Origin of the sequence: Pantoea sp. AS-PWVM4, assembly GCF_000468095.1 — a bacterium.
GTDB classification, from domain to species: Bacteria; Pseudomonadota; Gammaproteobacteria; order Enterobacterales; family Enterobacteriaceae; genus Pantoea; species Pantoea phytobeneficialis.
In genome coordinates this window covers 58726-75174 of the sequence record NZ_ASZC01000007.1, presented here as the reverse complement: position 1 = coordinate 75174, position 16449 = coordinate 58726, and the positions used below count along the sequence as shown (strand labels likewise).

Genomic DNA, 16449 nt, shown 5'->3' with positions numbered 1-16449 from the left:
GGGTGGGCAGCACAGCGAACGGCAATCGAGCTATCACAGTTGATTCCTGGTGGGCTGCAAACCAGGAATGGTGAATCGGGGGTTATCTCATGTCATACGAAAAAAAATTTAATGCGGGCTACGTCTACCTCATATGTTGTTGCGCATCGCTGGGAGGACTGATGTTCGGTTATTCAACTGCGGTCATCTCTGGTGCCCTGTCACCGGTAAAAGTGCATTTTGCTCTCTCACCTGCCGAAGTGGGCTGGGCAGTCTCCAGCATTATCGCCGGTGCGACTGTTGGCGCATTGCTGGCGGGTTCCATTGCGGAGAAGATCGGTCGCAAAGCCTCGTTGTGCATCTCATCCATCGTGTTTATCTGCACTTCCCTGCTCTGTTCCCTGACGAACTCATTCGACATGTTTTGGTTCGGCCGTCTGCTATGTGGATTTGCTGTTGGCGTCGCCGGAACAGTGGCTCCGATGTACATGTCGGAAGTTGCCCCAACATCTATCAGAGCGCGGTGCTCAGGTCTGTTTAACCTGGCAATGGTCGTGGGGGTGCTGGGGGTCTTTATCGTGAACTATGCAATCGCCCGAGGAATGGAAGATAGCTGGATGCAGGATGTCGGTTGGCGATGGATGATGGGATCTCAGTTAGTCCCCTCGGTTCTGATGCTGCTGCTCAGTGTTATCATGCCAGAGTCTCCGCAATGGAGTCTGCGCCACAACCGACACCAGCACGCCATCAAACTGTATAACCGCATCTACCCTGAATTTAATACCACAGAAGCACAGCAAATCTTCTCCGCGCAGCAGGCACGCAATGCCGGCGCGAAAGTCAAAGGCATGACGCCAGACACACCCGTATTGCGCTTCATTCTGGCGGTTGGGGTTTTGATCGCCGTGCTACAACAATTTACCGGCATTAACGTGATGAACTATTACGCGCCACTCGTACTTGAGCAGGGTTCAACCAGTAAGGATGCGGTGCTTTTTCAGACGATTTTTATTGCCGTGGCAAATGGTATCGGTGGCTTTATTGGCATGAATCTGTTTGATCGTTTTGGTCGTCTTCCGGTGATGAAAATCGGCACGGTTGGCGCCACATGTGGACTTCTGATTGCTTCATGGGGTCTGTATACCCACGACTCAGGCTATTTGACGGTGTTTGGCATCCTGTTATTTATGGTGTGCTTCGCCATGGGATGGGGGGCAGGTGCATGGGTGCTTATTTCAGAGATATTCCCGGAAAAAATCCGTAACCTGGGAATGAGTCTGGCAGTGAGTCTGATGTGGGTCGCGAATTTCGTGATCACCCTACTGTTCCCCATCGTCAATGATAATGCCTGGCTGCAAAGCCACTTTAATGGTGCATTCTCCATGTGGTTGTTCGTCGGTTTCAACGTCGTCTGTTATGTCTTCCTGGTGAAATTCGTGCCAGAAACCAGGGGGGTCTCACTGGAGGATATTGAAAAAGTCGCCTTAGCCAAAATGCGCGGAGGACACGAACGCATGAAAATCCCGACGATTTGAGAATACCTCCACCACCACAATTAATCTAAATAGCAGGAAATGAGAAAGTTAGATCCCGTTGCCGGACTGGTAAAACAGAAAACGATCTGATTTCATAACAATGATGAGCTTTCTTTCATCATATCGTCGAGCTGAAATCAGCAACATGGAGAGCAATATGGGGATTCAACGCGTTCGCAGCTTCCTGCAAACACACGCACCAGAAATTACCGTGACCGAATTGGAAGCACCGACCGCAACCGTGATTCAGGCTGCCGAAGCATTTGGCGTTGAACATGGACAAATCGCAAAATCGTTGTCCTTCCGGGTTAATGACCAGGTCGTGCTGGTGGTTATGGCGGGCGATCGGCGACTGGATAACCGAAAATACAAAGAATTTTTTGGTGTCAAAGCGCGCATGCTGGCAGCGGATGAGGTGGAGATGCAAACGGGCTTTGCTCCGGGCGGCGTCTGCCCATTCGGCATCAACCCGGAAGTTAACATTTACTGTGATGAAAGCCTGCTCAGTTATCCTGAAGTGCTGCCTGCGGGCGGCAATGCACGCTCAGGGGTGCGTATCTCACCCGAAAAGTTGGCCAGCATTACCGGGGCCAAATGGGTGAGCCTGAGTGTTGATGTAAACCAGAAATTGCTCGGGTAAGGGTAAAATCATTTTAATTGTTTGTAGCTTTAATCTCAGTACCCGACAGAATCAACGCTATCTGGAACGGATTTCTTTAGAAATCCGTCAATCTGGCCATGAGATGCCCTCACGCTTTGTTCAGTTTGCCGCCAGCCACTCTGCCTGATCAATTTATGAAATTTATACGCTGTTGGCATTTTCCCGCCGATCCGCCGCGTTTTGCCCCTATCCGGTGATACATCCGTCACAGTATAAATGGAACTCATACCCTGAAAAGCGAAAGCCACCTGCTTTCCAGTGCCGCTTAAAGATACCCTGACCGAAGGATAAATAAACCTCTACGATACGATCAGATTTTGGGAGCCTCGAATGACAAACCATTTAGCCGAGCCATGTCATGATATTGCACACCTGGCACATGTTGAGATGTTCTCAAATAAATTTGAGGAAAGCCTGGATTTCTTTGTCAACGTGTATGGTCTCACTGTCTCTGCGCAGGATGAGAACCATGCCTGGCTCAGGGCATGGGATGACTACGAATTCCATACCCTGAAACTGACGCGCCACTCAACGACAGGTGTGGGCCATATCGCCTACCGCGCCAGTTCAGAGGCCGCGTTGATGCGACGGGTGGCGGCGATCGAGGCCAGTAAATATGATGTTATTGGCTGGATTGATGATGAACCTGGACATGGACGTGCTTTTCGCTTCTCAGATCCCTTCGGACACGTATTTGAAATCTATTACGACACGGTACGTTATCAGGCAGATGCGGCTGAGCGCCCTTCATTAAAAAACTTAGCGCAACGCTATCATGGCCGCGGCGCTTGCCCACGTCGTCTCGATCATCTCAACCTGCTGGCAGCCGATGTGAGCGAGTTTAAAACCTTTATGGAAACCTGCCTCGGCTCGCGTGTCACCGAAATGATTCAGCTTGATAACGGACGCATCGGCGGTTGCTGGTTCACGATCAATAATAAAACATACGATCTGGCCTGCACCGAAGAGCATGGTGGGGGTAATGCTCGTCTTCATCATGTCACCTATGCGACAGATACCCGTGAAGATATTTTGCGTGCCGCGGATATCTTTCTCGAAAATGGTGTACATATCGAAACCGGACCGCATAAGCATGCCATTCAGGGCACATTCTTCTTATACGTATGGGAACCTGCTGGCAACCGTGTTGAGCTGGCAAATTCTGGGGCACGGCTGATTCTGGCTCCTGACTGGCAGACAGTCGTCTGGACGGAAACCGAGCGTAAAAAAGGACAGGCATGGGGCCTGAAGACGATCGAAACTTTCCATACTCATGGCACACCGCCAACGCCGAAACAACTGGAAGAGTGACAGGCTTGTGCTGCGCTGCTACCAAGGCTGCTGTGGTTAAAAATCGACCATGCCGAGAATTTTTGATGCGAAGGCACGGAAGGTTTTAGGTTTGAAATTTTAGCTATTGGGAATCTTTTAACACCCAACAAAATATCATCGGGTCTTGCCCTGAAGTCATGGCCTCCGAGCCATCAGGGCAATTCCAATAAAATAATTCACTCGCAAGATTTCACACCTCAAAAAAATCAACCTTGCCACCCACGAGGTGATACATGCTGCCAACAATTTTAATCTTTTTCTCGTCTTCCAGACTTTTCAGCACCGAGCTATTTTTTCGAATATTTAAAATCGTCATTTCGACATTTTGCCTGGCAACCGCATCAACAAAATCGTAATTACTGCCTTTACGCTCACCACTGTATTTTGTTTTTTCAATTGCGGGTTTAATTTCATCGAGCAACCCCGTCAGATTGCCTAACTCTGCATTATCAATTGCGCCCCGAACCGCACCACAGCTGGTGTGGCCCATAACCAGTACTAACTTCGCTCCGGCAACTGCACAAGCAAATTCCATACTACCCAAAATGTCCCGGTTGCTGATATTGCCCGCAACGCGAGCATTAAACGTCTCCCCTATCCCGGCATCCAGCAAAATCTCAGCCGGTGCGCGCGAGTCAATGCAACTGAGGATCACTGCTGCCGGATACTGGCCTGCTGCGCTGCTGCGTTTCTGCGCCAGATAATCATGTTTTGCAGGACGGTTTTCCCTGAAACGGGCATTGCCCTGCCTGAAATGCTCAATAACCTGATCAGGCGTCATCGCATCGCGTTCTGCTTTGCTAAGCGATGCGGCCAGGCTGATAGTGGGCACTAATAAACCTGCCAGTCCAGTGATCGAGAGAGCGGATACAGCAAGGGTATGTTTCAATAATATCCGACGTGATGATTGATTCAGGGGGTTATGGCTCATCATGTACTCCTTGCAAGGTTGAAATGTATCATTTCAGGCAAGCCTGACTCATCCTCTCGCAGAGGGAGTCACCACTTCATACCTGATTTACACGGCGTTATTCGGTCTGGTTTCGGGAATAAATAGCCTCAATGCTGTTAATGCCCGGTGAAATTAAAAATGTCGACATCCAATGATATATCAGCCTGGCATAAATTGCGCTTTCATCACCTGTTAAAATAAAATCAAATAATGCAGTGGCATTTTCTTGCGTTGTTTCCCTGAAAATAGGTTTACCTGGTTACACTGAGTTTGCCACTACCATTATTTGTGCATTTACTTATTTTTCAGGCATATGATTATCGCCCTGACTTAGAGATAAATATAAAATCAGTACCAATGCAGAGTTGGGGGTAGGACAATTTATCTGAGGGAAATTTATTTAAAGCGAACCGCTAACGAAAGCTTTTCATCGGCTTGCTGATTGAGATTATACCCAGCATAAGACGTTGTGCGGGAGCATTGTTTATAGCTCCGGACAGCATACCATTACCGAAAAAGGTTCTGCCAAATGAACCTTTTTCGGTCCAGACCGCTCAACGTCGTCCTCCAGCCCCTTACATTTGCTTCAATAAGTGTTGAATACGCTCAGCAGTCAGCGTGAGATGACGATACATGGCCTGCGAAGCCGCCTCCGCATCTCCTGCTATAACGGCATCACATATCGCAATATGTTCAGGTAACGTGGTGAGGAAAGGCTCCTGCAATTGTGAGGCGATGGTATTCTGACACCACTCAATCTGGCTCCACATCTCCTGCATCATCCGGGTTAATCGGGCATTGTCGCAATATTGTAATGCCAGTTTATGGATCAGCAGATCTACTGCTGGCAGCGATTGCTCAACGTTCTGTTGATGCAGTTGTTCCCCCGCCTGGAGATAGAGGGCGCGCGTTTGCTCGGCCTCTGCACGCGGAATATTGGGCGTCGCCAGGCGAATGGTGGCACTCTCCAGCGCAATACGCACATCAAACAACTCTTTGACATCTCTGGCATTCAGCGTTGCCACAAACACACCGCGACGAGGGAAGATCTCCATTAACCCCAACGCTTCTAATTTTCGCGCCGCATCGCGTACCGGTGTGATACTGATGTTCCATTGTGTCGCGTAGTAACCGAGATCAACACGCTGTCCGGGGGTTAATCGGCCAGAGATAATCTCCTGACTCAGTGCATCGACAATTTGATTGCCGAGCGTTTCCAGAGAAATCGCGGGAAGCGCATCAGTTTGCGTTTTTGTCATTATCGTCATCCAATACATCGCTCGTTAAGCAGCTTACCGTCAAACCGGCTGAAATCTTATATATCAGTCTACGTAGCGATTCTGGGTGAAACAAGTCCACCCATTTTCTGTTACGCGCGGTCGTGGTGGATATGGCTATACACCGACACCGCGATAAGAATAACAAAGCCGTTGATCGCATTTTGCACATAGGGCGAAATCAGCAGGATATTCATTAAATTACTCAGCGCAGCCAGTAGCAGAACACCCGAAATCGCATGTTTGATGCCACCAAAGCCGCCAGACAAACTGATGCCGCCCACCACCAGCGAGGCGATGGTGGTCATCAGCATATCCCCGCCCGACGCGGCGGCAATATACCCGGTACGACTCAGGAACATGAAGCCCGCCACCCCAGCCGCCAGCCCGCTCAGCATGTACACGCACAGCCGCACGTTGTTCACGGCCACACCAGAGTAATGGCTGGCACGCGCATTCGCGCCGATAGCGTAAAGTTTTCTGCCAAAACGGGTGCGATTCAGCATCCACCAGGTTATCAGCGTCATGGCGATAAACAGATAAATGGGTGCAGGTAGCCCAAGCCAAATGCTATTGCCGAAGTGGGTGAAAAAAGGATCAGGGTAATAAATCGGCGCACCGCCGGTGGTAAGCAGAATGATGCCTCCCAGCAGCAATGTGCTGGCCAGTGTGGCAATGAACGCAGGAATATGCAGCCGCGTGACCATCAGCCCGTTCAGCAAACCAAACAGTAAGGCCGTCAGAAATCCGGCGATAATCGCTGGCCATAAACCGATATAAGGCAAGCCGCCCAGCAGCATCATCGATTGTTGTTCCGAGCCGGCTCCGCCCATGATCACCGCTGATAGGATCAAAATGCCGACCATAGAGAGATCCAGGCCGCCAGAGATCACCACCAATGATTGTCCCAGAACCAGCACACCCACAATCGATGCCTGGTAAGCAATGGTGATTAAGTTATCGGGCCGGATAAAAACGCCCCCGGATACCGCAGTCGCCAGGATGATAAAAGCGATCAATACCACCACCGTGCCGTTGTCTTGCCAGAAGGCCGGATTACGCAGATTCAGGCCCGTTTTCGCCGTTTGCGTTGTCATCATCTTCTCCTACACCTTTTCTGCACGCATGACCGTTGCGCCGACCACGGTGATAATGACCAGCGCTTTCACAATGTCCTGATAGAAGGGATCGAGGCTCGCCAGGTTCATCACATTGGCGATGGTTTGATAAATAATCACCCCCATCATCGCCTTGAGGATATTGCCTTCACCACCAAACAAGCGTGTCCCACCGATGACGATCGCCGCGATTGAATCCAGCTCCCAGCCCTGTCCCACATGGGGAACCCCGGATGAAGTGCGCACCACCAGCATCAGCCCAGCCAGCGCGGAGAGCGCACCGGCCAGGGTGTAAACAATGATTTTATGGGTTCGCACACCGATCCCCGCCAGACTGGCGGCACGTTCATTGCCACCAATGGCATACAGATTTCGGCCAAACCGCAGTGACCGCAGCATCCAGTAAAGTAAGCACGCCGCTATCAGCCAGGTCAGCACCGGCAGGGAAAGCACGGAAAAACTGAATTTGTAAGCGGCCAGTTTAGCCATCGGCACCGCAACGCTTTTCTCCGACACCACGAATGCCAGACCGCGCGCAATACCCATTACGCTCAGGGTGGCAATCATTGGCGGCACACGGCCCCATGTGACAGCAATACCACTGAGCAGACCCAACGCTGCGCCAGCCAGGCAGCCTGACATCATACCCAACCCGGTTGAAACCGGAACCGTGCTGGCAAAGATCACCGAGGAGAGCGCCAGAATGGCCGCGACGGAAAGATCGAAACCGCCGACCAGCACCACCAGAAACTGGGCGCACGCCAGAATGCCGAGTATCGACGCCTGGTTGAGAATGTTACTGAGGTTGATACTGGTGAGAAAAACCGGCGAGATGATCGAAGCCACAATCGCCATTGCCACCCAGATAAACACCAGCGCCCAGGCAGAAAACAACTTCCTGAGCAGACTTTCGCCGGGGAGACGTTCCAGGGTCAGCGTCTCCTTTTTGTTAAAGGTCGTCGAATTCATGCTTCCTCCGGTTGCGGCATGCTGGTAGCAGCCACCGCAAAAGACATAATCTCTTCCTGACTGGTTTCCGCGGTGTTGAGTAGCGCCGTCTGACGACCTTGCGCAATCACCAGGACGCGGTCGGAAATGCCCAGTACCTCGGGTAATTCAGAGGACACCACCACCACGGTGACGCCGGTTTGCGCCAGTTCGTCAATCAGACGGTAGATTTCGGCTTTGGCATTCACATCTACCCCGCGCGTCGGCTCGTCCAGCAATAACACCTTCACACCGGCTGCCAGCCATTTACCGATGACGATTTTTTGCTGATTACCGCCTGATAAGCTCCCCGCCTTCGCCTGTCCTGAAGGGGCTTTAATGGCTAACTGCTTGATAAGGCGATCGCTGACCGCGCGCATTTGGCTGCGGCTGAAATGCAGGACATTGCCCAACCGATTGATGATGGGATAGATAAGGTTGTCGTTGATGGCGCGGTTGAGGACAAGACCACTTTCGCGGCGCTCCTCGGGCACCAGTCCCAGGCCCAGCCGGACCGCGTCCCGTGGATGACGTATATTTACCGGCTTACCGTCGATGGCAATGCTGCCCTTATCCGCCTTACGCAGGCCAAACAGGGTTTCGAGCAGCTCACTGCGTCCGGCACCAATAATCCCCGCGATAGCCAGCACTTCGCCTTTATTAACGCTGAAGTTTATCTCTGCAAATTCGCCGTGGCGCCCCAGCCCGGTGACCTGTAATCCGACCTCCGCCGTTTTACGGGAACCTCGGGGAAACTGCTCGGCCAGCGGTCGTCCAACCATCGCTTTAATGATGTCGCTGTGACTGAGCGCGGCAACATCGGCCGTCAAAATGTAGTGTCCGTCGCGCAGCACGGTGAGACGGTCGCCAATTGCGGTCAGCTCTTCCAGCCGGTGAGAGATATAAACAATCCCCAATCCCTGTTGCCGCAACTTACGTAACAGCACAAACAGGTTCGCGACCTCGTTGTCGGTGAGCGAAGCGGTTGGCTCATCGAGGATCAGGATACGGTTATTATGGCTGAGCGCTTTGGCAATCTGCACCAGTTGCTGCTGGGCCGGAGCCAGGCGATCCACCCGCGTATCGGGGGACACGTTAAGGTCAAAATTGCTCAGCAGTTTCCGGGTGTTGTCGCGTAAGGCGGCATGATCAACGCGCCCCATACTCAGCATCGGTTCATGGCCGATATAGATGTTTTCCGCCACGCTCATGGCAGGGATCAGATCCAGCTCCTGCCAGACAATACCAATGCCGTGATCGAGCCGGGTTTTGGCATCCAGAACGGTAGGTTTCTCGTCAATAAAGATGGTGCCACTGTCCGGTTGTGTTGCGCCGGTCAGAACGCGCATCAGCGTCGATTTACCCGCGCCGTTCTCGCCCACCAGACAATGGATCTCGCCCGCTAAAACGTCAAAATCGATTCCACTTAACGCTTTCACGCCAGGATAGGTCTTTTTTATAGCTTCAAGTCTGGCCAGTGGTTGCATGTGAGGTTGCATAGTGCAGTTCCAGGTGTTGTCGCCAATGAGAAAAGCAGGCAGCCCATTTGGCTACCTGCCATTAACGGGGTCAGCAGCAGCCGACACCCATTGCCTTCAACTCCTGAATACGCAGCGGTAAACGCGCCCGATGTTGATCGGTATCGCGCTGGAAAATCTCTTTAGGCACGTATTGCGTCTTCGGTTCAATCGGTTTGCCCGCACGGAACAGCTTGAAGACCTCCAGCGCTTTTTCGCCAAAGAACGGCGGCGTTTGTACGCTAAAACGCGCCTCACCGTTGATCATGGCTTGCAGGCCATCCACCGTGCCATCTTTGCCCCACAGATAGCCCAGTAACTCGTTTCGGCCTGCCGCTTTGATGGCCTGGATACCGCCAATCATCATGTCATCACTGTCAAACACGATGCCGTCAATTTTGCCTTTCGGGAAAGCCTGGAACAGGTCTTCCACACACTTGCGCCCGGGTTCTCGCGAATAAAGTCCGTCGCAGCTGGCGACGAATTTAATATCGGGATACTTGCTCAGGACGTTATCCAGCCCTTTTTGTTCGTCAACCACCGGCGATGCGCCTTTGTTGCCGGTGATATGCAGCAAGTTGCCTTTGGGTGCGCCGTTCTTCTCGGTCAATCCTTTCACCACGTCTTTCGCCACCAGCTCACCGGTATCGACAAAATTGGTGGTGAGGAGCGCGAGCCACTTGCCTTTACCGGGTTCTCCGGGAAGTGCCCTGTCCACCACAATCAATGGCACATCTGCCTTGGTGGCCATATCCGGCACCGGTGCCAGCGGCTCATACTCGATAGGGGCCACGATTAACAACGCCGGTTTGCGCGCCAGCAAATCTTCAATATCGGAGATCTGTTTGGCGGGATCGGAATTTGCGTTGGTCCAGACAAAGTCGTAACCCGCATCCTTGAAGGTTTTTTCCATATCTTTGGTGTCCATGACGCGCCATTCGTTTTCCATACCAGCCTGGGAAAACGCCACCAGTTCTTTTGCCCAACTGGCAGCAGAAGCTGAAAGCAGGGCGAGCGTCATTGCGCCAGCGAGGGCGTATGTTGTTGTATTTTTCATTTTGACTTCCTCGGGTGTAGGGTAGGTTTGGTGTTGGGAAGTTGTTCTCAGGTCATCAAGAATCCACCGGTGACATTTAATGCCTGACCGGTCATCGCACTGGCGGCGTCGCTGGTGAGAAACATCATGGCGGCCGTCACTTCATCAGCAGTGACAAAGCGCTTCATCGGGGCCGCATCCTCCCAGGCTTTACGCATGTCACTCAGACTCTTACCTTCGGCTTCGGCCTGACGCACCATCACGTCTTCAATGCGATCACCTTCAATTGGCCCTGGACAGACAGCGTTGACGCGGATGTGGTCATTGACCAACTCCAGTGCGAGCGTTTGATTCAGCCCCAGCAGTGCCCATTTTGAACAGACGTAGTCGGCACGATAAGGTAATCCCCGGCGAGCCACATTAGAGGCGGTGATACCAATAGCCCCACCACCGCTGGCTCGCATATGCGGGATTACCGCCTGCGTCACCAGCATGGTGCCGGTAAGATTGATATCCAGCGTTTCACGCCATTGTGCCAACGGCATGTTTTCCACCAGATTGTAATGCCCGTTAAAACCGGCATTGTTAATCAGCACATCAATACGTCCTTCAAAGAATGCGGCCGCCTGTTGCACTGCGTCCTGAACGGCAGCCTGGTCACGAACATCGGCCTGAAACGCCACGGCTTTCTGACCCAGTGCCTGCACTTTTGCCACGGAATCACTGGCATCGGCAAAATCGATAATGGCAATGCTGGCCCCTTCGCGCGCATAGGAGGTGGCGATAACCTGACCCAACCCGGCGGCGGCACCGGTGATAAGCACGTTTTTTCCCTGATATCTCATGGTTTATCTCCTCAATATGAAAACTGGCTAAGAATGTCGTTGCGCACCGTGACGCCCAGTCCTGGCGCATCAGGCACGGCCAGACAACCATCAACCAGCTCAAAACGCTGGTGAAGCAGGTCATCACGCAACGGGTTATGTTTACGATCGAACTCAATCACGGGCTGATTTAGTAGAGGGAGTCCATTCGCGGTAAACGGGAAAGGCGGAATAATTGCGACAGCCTGCAACGCGGCAGCGACGGCGATACCTGAACCCCACACATGCGGCACGGTGGCTACGCCCCAACTGTTAGCCAGCGCCAGGATTTGCGTAAAGGCGGTGAAGCCGCCGCAGACGGCCAGATCGGGTTGAACAATGTCCACACAACCACCCGCGATAAAATCACGGAAGCCATAACGGGTGAACTCACACTCTCCACCTGCTACCGCAATCGGGTTTTCAGCGCGTACCTTGCGGTAACCGTCGCGATCCTCGGGCACCACGGGTTCTTCAAAAAACAAGACCCCCAGTTCCTGCATCATCCGTCCCATATGCACGGCGGTCGCCGCGTTGTAGGCGTGATTAGCATCCACCAGCAAACCAATATGCGGGCCAACCGCTTCTCTGATGGTACGCAGCCGGGCAATGTCATCTTCCAGCGATAGCAACCCAATCTTGACCTTCAGCAAACCGAATCCGGCATTGGCATAGCCTGCGGCCTCAGCCTGCAAGGAGGTTAAAATTGAGGGCAAATCATGGAAACTTTCCGGGTAATAACACCCGGTGGCGTAGGCGGTGATTTTGTCGCGAAAGCGCCCACCCAGTAATTTCCACACCGGCAACCCTGCCGCCTGCCCGGCGATATCCCACAACGCGATATCAATGGCAGAAAGCGCTTCTATATAGGTGCCTCGCTGACCGAAATCCCGTGAAAAGGCGTACAACTCCTCCCAGATACGAACCGGCTCGCAGGGATCGCGCCCGAGGATCCGTGGGGTGAAAACGTGGTCAACCACTGCGGCGACCGGTTGCGCTGGCCCATATTGTCCCCCTTCACCCCAGCCGACCAGCCCGGTATCGGTTTCGATCCGCACCAGATAGCTGTTTCTTTCCGGAAAGGCCGCCTGCGATGAATAGAACGTTTTATCGCCCAGCGGCACACGCAAAAGATGAGACGTCACTGATGTTATTTTCATTGATAAGTTACTCATGAAGGAAAGTGGCAGAACGCTGCACGGTGCAGCGCGTTAACGATGAAACCGGTGTTCTCGCTGCCCCCGGACGCCAGGCCTGAAAGCAAAGACACTGCCAGCGAAGGGCTGCTGCTGGCGCTGATCCTCGGTTAGCCCCCACCAGGCGGAGGTAATAAACAACACATCCCGCTGGGGGCCACCGAATGTCAGGCAGGTCGGGTTGTCGACCGGGAGAGAGACAATGCGATCGATGGCACCGTCCGGCGAATAACGCACGATACGCGCCCCACCCCATTGCGCATTCCACAAGTACCCTTCTTCATCCACCACTGATCCATCAGCCAGACCAGGCTGTTCGGCAAGGTCGGCAAACAGGCGTGGTTCACCGACTTCACCGGTGTCCGGGTTATAGGGATAGGCGTTGATGGTGCCCTCCGGCATATCGGTGAAATACAGGGTGTTACCATCGGGGCTCCAGCAAAGTGAGTTTGCGCATGACACATGTGGCAAACACAGGCTGACCTGGTTGTTGCCTTCCCAGCGCCAAAGCGCGGAATGCGGCAACTGTGGTGAGCCTTCATGCATCCCGCCGCAGAGAAAACGTCCGGCGGGATCCACCCGACCATCATTGAGCCGGGTGTCAGGCACGGCAGACTCAACATCCGCGCACCATTCAACCGCGCCAGTAGCGGTATCCATCATCCCAAACCCTTTTTCCAGCGCCAGCGCAATCCCCGGTCCTTCACATAACGCAATGGCCCCAACCCGCTGTTGCATGGCAAAGATACGTGGAGATGTCTGCTGTCCGGGCGCCCAGCACCACACTTCACGGGCATGAATATTCGTCCACCAAAGCTGGTTGGTTCGGTCATCCCAGAGGATGCTTTCACCCAACACGTTTTGGCAGTCGAGAATGACTTGAGGTGACTCGGTAAGTTGCATCGCTAAATTATCCGATCAGGTGACATGTTAGATATAGTAAGTATCAAATCTGATATATCAGGCAAGTCAATTTGTGAACAACTTGTGATAAATGTGATCGTGATGGCGATTTTTTATGCGGGGAACAGCAAGGTGGTCAGATGCTCAGGAGGGGGCGAAACCGGTGAAATGTGCTTCAGTCGCAGAACGCCCCTCTCATACCGGGAAAAATTATACGATGAGAGAGGACGCTTTCAATTTTTGGCTATGTCAGTGCCATGAGTGAGAGATTTACCGTTTCTGATCTTTCACATCAGAAAGTTTTGCAACCAGGCGCTTACCCAGTTCAAGTGCAGATGCCGGGTTTTGACCCGTAATCAACTCCCTGTCTTCCACAACATGACTTTGCCATTTTTGCGGAGCAGAGATAAATATTGCCCCGGCATTGGTCAGTGCTGTCTGCGGGGTAAATTTCATTTTTCCCCCCTCAAGCACCGCGGCACTGGCATCTTCTTCCGCGTTAGTGAATGAAGTCATCCGATATCCGGAATAAATCCAGCCGTGCGCTTTTACCCCCGAATGCTTTTCCAGGCGCTGAAGGTAACTATTCGCCTCCGGTAATGCGGAAATAAGTGCGACAGGTCCATGACAGAGCAGCACGGTCGGTTTACCCGCCTGATGGAAAGCACGTAACATCTTACCCATTTCCGGGCTGCCAGGCAGATCCTGCATTGGCGCATGACCGCCAGGAACAAATACAGCATCGAAGTGGCTATAACCAATCTGCTCAACCCGGGATAAGCTGATCACAGGCGAGTGCACCGGATCGGTCAGCTTAAGACTGTCGAGCAGCTTGAGGTGTGTCTCCAGTGCCTTTTCATCCCCGCCAAAATCTTTCGCATTGACGGAGACTTTGTCCATAGTTGGCGCTTTCCCTAAGGGCGTTGCAAATGTCAAAGTATCCCCGGCGTCAAGCAGCAGTTTGACCGGCTGCATTAGCTCATTAAGAAAGAACCCCGTCGGATGAATTTTTCCACCTTGCAGTTCAAGCTGATCTGTATCTGAAAGCACGACAAGGACATGAGCAGCAGAAGCCCAGGAACTGGCCGTGGTTAATGCCACAGCCAGCAGCATTTTCTTCATCATAACGATTAAATCTCAGTTACCCTTCAAGGCGTTGAGAATCGCCTTGCCCACACCTGTTGCCGATTGCGGGTTCTGGCCTGTAATCAGGTTTCCGTCCACAACAACTTTTTCGTGCCAGTTCGGCACACCGTGATGATGTGCACCACGCTGTTTCAAAGCAGATTCCAGCAGGAAAGGAACCGTATCCGCCATGCCGACTTCCTGCTCTTCGGTATCGGTAAAGGCCGCCACATTTTTACCTGCTACAAGGTACGAGCCATCGCTGAGTTTCACATTCACCAGAGCAGCCGGGCCATGACAAACGGCGGCTACGATCTGGCCATTCTCATACATCTCTTTTGTAATATGTTTAACCGCGTTGCTATCCGGGAAGTCCCACATCACACCATGACCGCCAACGTACATGATGGCGCTATATTTGCTGCTGTCCGCTTTATCCAGGGCGAGAGTGTTGCGGATATTCTCCCGGAATGCCGGGTTTTCCCAGTAATGTTTATTGATTTTGTCTTCGAGGTCGATGCCATAAACCGGCGGTTCTCCCCCCAGGATCGAAGCAAACTCGGTGGCGATCCCGGCCTCATCAAGCACATGAAGTGGGTGGGTTAATTCAGGCAGGTAGAATCCGGAATCGTCGTGGCCTTTTCCCAGATCTTTGTGGCTGGTCAAAACAAATAATACGGGTTTAATAGCTGACATGGTTTACTCCATTACGTCATTAATTCATTTAAATCGGTGTGATATCAGGTTACAGCTTAATAGTCGTCGCACCACTGAAGGTGGGATAATCTGTATATCCCTGCTCCGTTCCGCCATAATAATATTTATGGTCGGGTTCACTCACTGGCCAGCCATGACGATAACGTTCAACCAAATCGGGATTGGAGATGTATTTCGCACCGAATGCAGCCAGATCAATAATATTATTATTAATCATCTCGTTGGCTTTATTCAGGTCCATACCCCCCGCAAGGATTAATGTTCCATTATAAGCCTGACGGAATTTTTCAAGAAAACCATCGGGCATCGCAGGTGCGCCACGGCTGGCTTGATCCATAATATGGATATAGGCGATATTGCGATGACTGAGTTCATGCGCCAGTGCCAAAAACGTTTCTTCTTCTTCGGCAAAATCCCCCAGCTCATGCAAACGCCCAAAGGGTGACAGCCGGATACCCACGCGGTCAGCACCGATTTTGGCTATACAGGCGTCAACAACTTCAAGCGCAAATCGCAGGCGGTTCTCCAGCGTGTCAGAACCATAACGATCCTGGCGGTCATTCACCGCACCATTCAGAAACTGCTCAACCAAATAACCATTTGCACCGTGAATTTCAACACCATCAAATCCAGCTTTTGCTGCGTTGACAGCGGCGTTGGCGAAATCCTTAACCACCCGTTTCACCTCTTCTGTGGTGAGTGCATGGGGTTTGCTGGCAATAACAAAATCCGGCTCTCCGGCCTCATTAAATCCAAAGGCCGAACTCCTCGCCGCCTGGACCGCCGTAGAGCTGACAGGGGGCTGACCATTCTTCTGAAGAGAAGTATGACTGATGCGACCGACATGCCAGATTTGCGTAAAAATCAGGCTGCCACCGTCATGAACACGCTGCGTAACCTGTTGCCAGCCGGCAATTTGCTCATCGTTCCAGATACCGGGACAATCGACAAAGCCATTCCCCTCCTGGGAGATCGGCGTTCCTTCCGTCACAATCAATCCAGCATCGGTGCGTTGTGCATAGTAACGTGCTGTCGCTTCGGTCGGGATATTGCCCGGCGCACGAGCGCGGGTCATGGGAGCCATGACCGCCCGGTTTTTTAGGGTATTCCCCGCTAACTGGTAGCCATCAAAAAGAGTTGTCATTAGTGTTTCCATCTTCTGAGTTGGAAAGACCAGGAGAATAGCGAGAGTTTGCTATATGTAAAACATCGTATTCTCTATAACGACTATATTGATAACTTATATCAGAA

15 protein-coding genes are annotated in these 16449 nt (G+C 52.2%); 3 read left to right on the top strand and 12 right to left on the bottom strand.

The window, feature by feature from the left end:
* Positions 1-89: 89 nt before the first annotated feature.
* The 3 genes from L579_RS08785 (at position 90) to L579_RS08775 (ending at position 3486) form a co-directional block, all read left to right on the top strand.
* A complete protein-coding gene (locus tag L579_RS08785) occupies positions 90-1514 on the top strand; it encodes a sugar porter family MFS transporter (protein ID WP_036626008.1) in 1425 nt (474 codons plus the stop codon).
* Positions 1515-1671: 157 nt separating this feature from the next.
* Complete coding sequence (locus L579_RS08780; protein ID WP_021183897.1) at positions 1672-2154, top strand: YbaK/EbsC family protein; 483 nt, start codon at positions 1672-1674, stop codon at positions 2152-2154.
* A gap of 351 nt (positions 2155-2505) precedes the next feature.
* Positions 2506-3486, top strand: coding sequence for a VOC family protein (locus L579_RS08775; RefSeq protein WP_021183896.1), 981 nt, complete (start codon positions 2506-2508; stop codon positions 3484-3486).
* A 211-nt stretch (positions 3487-3697) separates the two neighbouring features.
* Here L579_RS08775 and L579_RS08770 read toward each other — a convergent pair whose 3' ends face one another.
* The 12 genes from L579_RS08770 to L579_RS08715 all read right to left on the bottom strand — a co-directional run bounded on the left by L579_RS08770 (position 3698) and on the right by L579_RS08715 (position 16342).
* Positions 3698-4438, bottom strand: a complete 741-nt coding sequence (locus tag L579_RS08770; RefSeq protein ID WP_036626005.1) for a carbonic anhydrase — start codon at positions 4436-4438, stop codon at positions 3698-3700.
* Between the two features lie 596 nt (positions 4439-5034).
* Complete coding sequence (locus L579_RS23015; RefSeq protein ID WP_051337952.1) at positions 5035-5718, bottom strand: GntR family transcriptional regulator; 684 nt, start codon at positions 5716-5718, stop codon at positions 5035-5037.
* A gap of 110 nt (positions 5719-5828) precedes the next feature.
* Entirely contained in the window at positions 5829-6836 is a 1008-nt protein-coding gene (locus tag L579_RS08760) for an ABC transporter permease (protein ID WP_021183893.1), read from the bottom strand.
* A 6-nt stretch (positions 6837-6842) separates the two neighbouring features.
* The gene (locus L579_RS08755) at positions 6843-7823 is read right to left on the bottom strand and encodes an ABC transporter permease (RefSeq protein WP_021183892.1); all 981 of its coding nucleotides are present in this window, start codon (positions 7821-7823) and stop codon (positions 6843-6845) included.
* Complete coding sequence (locus tag L579_RS08750) at positions 7820-9340, bottom strand: sugar ABC transporter ATP-binding protein (protein WP_021183891.1); 1521 nt, start codon at positions 9338-9340, stop codon at positions 7820-7822. The genes L579_RS08755 and L579_RS08750 overlap by 4 nt, the downstream gene beginning before the upstream one ends.
* Positions 9341-9410: 70 nt before the next feature.
* Complete coding sequence (locus tag L579_RS08745; RefSeq protein WP_021183890.1) at positions 9411-10415, bottom strand: ABC transporter substrate-binding protein; 1005 nt, start codon at positions 10413-10415, stop codon at positions 9411-9413.
* 47 nt (positions 10416-10462) lie between these two features.
* The gene (locus tag L579_RS08740; protein ID WP_021183889.1) at positions 10463-11239 is read right to left on the bottom strand and encodes an SDR family NAD(P)-dependent oxidoreductase; all 777 of its coding nucleotides are present in this window, start codon (positions 11237-11239) and stop codon (positions 10463-10465) included.
* Between the two features lie 11 nt (positions 11240-11250).
* Positions 11251-12417, bottom strand: a complete 1167-nt coding sequence (locus L579_RS08735; RefSeq protein WP_021183888.1) for a mandelate racemase/muconate lactonizing enzyme family protein — start codon at positions 12415-12417, stop codon at positions 11251-11253.
* Between the two features lie 51 nt (positions 12418-12468).
* Complete coding sequence (locus tag L579_RS08730) at positions 12469-13356, bottom strand: SMP-30/gluconolactonase/LRE family protein (protein WP_036625999.1); 888 nt, start codon at positions 13354-13356, stop codon at positions 12469-12471.
* Between the two features lie 270 nt (positions 13357-13626).
* Positions 13627-14481 (bottom strand): type 1 glutamine amidotransferase domain-containing protein, encoded by an 855-nt coding sequence (locus L579_RS08725; RefSeq protein WP_021183886.1) that lies wholly within the window; start codon positions 14479-14481, stop codon positions 13627-13629.
* 12 nt (positions 14482-14493) lie between these two features.
* Positions 14494-15177: a type 1 glutamine amidotransferase domain-containing protein gene (locus L579_RS08720; RefSeq protein WP_021183885.1), complete on the bottom strand. Its 684-nt coding sequence runs from the start codon at positions 15175-15177 to the stop codon at positions 14494-14496.
* Positions 15178-15226: 49 nt separating this feature from the next.
* Positions 15227-16342 (bottom strand): alkene reductase, encoded by a 1116-nt coding sequence (locus L579_RS08715; protein ID WP_036625993.1) that lies wholly within the window; start codon positions 16340-16342, stop codon positions 15227-15229.
* Between the last annotated feature and the right edge of the window lie 107 nt (positions 16343-16449).

Bases quoted from the DNA above. Each gene is read 5' to 3' on its own strand.
- L579_RS08785 (WP_036626008.1), top strand. From the start codon at position 90: ATGTCATACGAAAAAAAATTTAATGCGGGCTACGTCTACCTCATATGT.
- L579_RS08780 (WP_021183897.1), top strand. From the start codon at position 1,672: ATGGGGATTCAACGCGTTCGCAGCTTCCTGCAAACACACGCACCAGAA.
- L579_RS08775 (WP_021183896.1), top strand. From the start codon at position 2,506: ATGACAAACCATTTAGCCGAGCCATGTCATGATATTGCACACCTGGCA.
- L579_RS08770 (WP_036626005.1), bottom strand. From the start codon at position 4,438: ATGAGCCATAACCCCCTGAATCAATCATCACGTCGGATATTATTGAAA.
- L579_RS23015 (WP_051337952.1), bottom strand. From the start codon at position 5,718: ATGACAAAAACGCAAACTGATGCGCTTCCCGCGATTTCTCTGGAAACG.
- L579_RS08760 (WP_021183893.1), bottom strand. From the start codon at position 6,836: ATGATGACAACGCAAACGGCGAAAACGGGCCTGAATCTGCGTAATCCG.
- L579_RS08755 (WP_021183892.1), bottom strand. From the start codon at position 7,823: ATGAATTCGACGACCTTTAACAAAAAGGAGACGCTGACCCTGGAACGT.
- L579_RS08750 (WP_021183891.1), bottom strand. From the start codon at position 9,340: ATGCAACCTCACATGCAACCACTGGCCAGACTTGAAGCTATAAAAAAG.
- L579_RS08745 (WP_021183890.1), bottom strand. From the start codon at position 10,415: ATGAAAAATACAACAACATACGCCCTCGCTGGCGCAATGACGCTCGCC.
- L579_RS08740 (WP_021183889.1), bottom strand. From the start codon at position 11,239: ATGAGATATCAGGGAAAAAACGTGCTTATCACCGGTGCCGCCGCCGGG.
- L579_RS08735 (WP_021183888.1), bottom strand. From the start codon at position 12,417: ATGAAAATAACATCAGTGACGTCTCATCTTTTGCGTGTGCCGCTGGGC.
- L579_RS08730 (WP_036625999.1), bottom strand. From the start codon at position 13,356: ATGCAACTTACCGAGTCACCTCAAGTCATTCTCGACTGCCAAAACGTG.
- L579_RS08725 (WP_021183886.1), bottom strand. From the start codon at position 14,481: ATGATGAAGAAAATGCTGCTGGCTGTGGCATTAACCACGGCCAGTTCC.
- L579_RS08720 (WP_021183885.1), bottom strand. From the start codon at position 15,177: ATGTCAGCTATTAAACCCGTATTATTTGTTTTGACCAGCCACAAAGAT.
- L579_RS08715 (WP_036625993.1), bottom strand. From the start codon at position 16,342: ATGACAACTCTTTTTGATGGCTACCAGTTAGCGGGGAATACCCTAAAA.